Origin of the sequence: Trinickia symbiotica, assembly GCF_003028655.1 — a bacterium.
Classification (GTDB): domain Bacteria; phylum Pseudomonadota; class Gammaproteobacteria; order Burkholderiales; family Burkholderiaceae; genus Trinickia; species Trinickia symbiotica_A.
In genome coordinates this window covers 1-1,728 of record NZ_PYUC01000045.1, presented here as the reverse complement: position 1 = coordinate 1,728, position 1,728 = coordinate 1, and the positions used below count along the sequence as shown (strand labels likewise).

1 protein-coding gene is annotated in these 1,728 nt (G+C 64.0%); it reads left to right on the top strand.

Features of this window, described 5'->3' with window-relative positions:
• Window positions 1-486: 486 nt before the first annotated feature.
• Window positions 487-1,692, top strand: coding sequence for a DUF2863 family protein (locus tag C9I57_RS32120; RefSeq protein WP_107154513.1), 1,206 nt, complete (start codon window positions 487-489; stop codon window positions 1,690-1,692).
• The last annotated feature ends 36 nt before the right edge of the window (window positions 1,693-1,728 follow it).

The window sequence follows — 1,728 nt, the reverse complement described above, 5'->3', positions numbered from 1 at the left end:
ACTTGCGCTATACCGCTTCCTGATACAAGCCCAGGAACCGGCCGCGTTCGCCATCAAGCGCCCACACTTATCGGCTGTGAATTGTTAAAGATCGTTCGCTCAACCGCCTCGGCGCCGCTACCACCACACCCCTTCGGCACCGCCGTCTTGCGTTGCTGCATCAGCAGCAGAGAAGCGAGATTATGCAGCGTCACCCGCCAGTCGTCAACGAGTTTTTTGATTGCGTCGCACCCTGCTCAGCGTCACATCATTCACCCGCCAACCGCTGACCGCGCGCCTCGTTGACTGCACGATGCACGCCGCTCGCCGTTCCACTTCCCTCTCTCGCGCCGCCGTCACCGACCGCGCGAAAGGGCGTGATTCTAGGCCGCTTCGCCGAGCGTGGCAAGCGAAGAATAGCCTCCTCGTGTTTGCGTAGTCGGGGCTCACGGTGCCGGAAACGACTAGAATGGAAGGTTCATCGAATGAACATCCTATTCACTGACTATGCGCTCGCGAATCGCCAAACGCCTTCCCCCAGATGCCGACAAGCTCGTCGGCTTGTCGCTCGCGCTTTTCGCCTCCGGCAGCCGTATCGAGGACCGCTTCTGGGAAGCCAAGCTCGACACGTTGCTGGCGAAGATCGTCCGCAATGGCAATCAGACCACGCTCGACGCCGCGCTCGATCACCTTCAGCAGAATCACCCGGACGCCTACGGCGCGCTCGCCGACATGGCGGAAACGCACAGTGAATCGTTCGTCGTCGAGCACGAAGGCGCTTCCTACGAGGCATTATTGATCGCGGCGCCCATACTGGCGTGGACGCGCTACATCATCCCCTCCGGTCCGCTCAAGACCGAATCGGTCGATGCCCTGCGCGCCCATCTTCAAGCACACGTACTGGCCGACGGCACACGCGTCGCGCTCGCCCCTTTCCTCTACAGCATCGACCAGCTGCCCCGCCACCACGTCGAGACGTACCGCGTGGCGCAGCAACTGATTCAAGCTGCCGTGAACGGCACGCCAGCCAAGATGAACTTTGGCGAACTGCCGGAGACTTCGCCGATCCTCGCTGATCCGCGCTTTTTGCTCGCCGTGGTGGCGGCGCCCGTCGGTGCGCCGCTCTTTCGCTGGCAAGAGGAAGAAAACGGCGCGCGCATCGAGCGCGGGCAATGCCTGGAGCAGTGGACGTCGCAAGGCGGCGCCAACCTCGCGGTCGTCCTGCCGGGCTGCGAATTCGAATGCCTGCTGCCCGACGCCTACTACTCCGCCTGCCGCGACGCCGACGAGCGCGTGCGCCCGCACACGGTGCGCACGGCCATCCGCTACCTCTACGACACGATCGGCGCGACGGCGCAGGATCTGCGCGCGGTCGTCGCCGGCTTCGGCGAGCGGCGCATCGACGAGTACCGGATCGGCTTCACGCGCCGCGGCAGCAACGATGTGATCTATGGCGTTGTCTGGCCGCTCTACGGCCGCGAGAACGGCGAGCTCTCGATCGACGAGGAGGCCGAGGAAGTGGAAGGCCCGCTCGAGGAAATCATCGCGCTGCTCAAGGAGGCGGGTCTTACCGACATCCGCCGGCACGCTGGCCGTTTCGAGCCCGAATATTGTGACGATTGCGGCGTTCCGCTCTACGCGGATCCGCTCGGTGAAATCGTCCACGCCGAGATGCCCGAAGACGCCGAACCCGCTCAGCCGCATTTCCACTGAGTCTCCATTCGCTCCCGCCCCGTTAAAGCGCCCCGC

What these genes read in the sequence shown, in the direction of transcription:
- C9I57_RS32120 (WP_107154513.1), top strand. Translation starts at nt 487, where the DNA reads ATGCGCTCGCGAATCGCCAAACGCCTTCCCCCAGATGCCGACAAGCTC.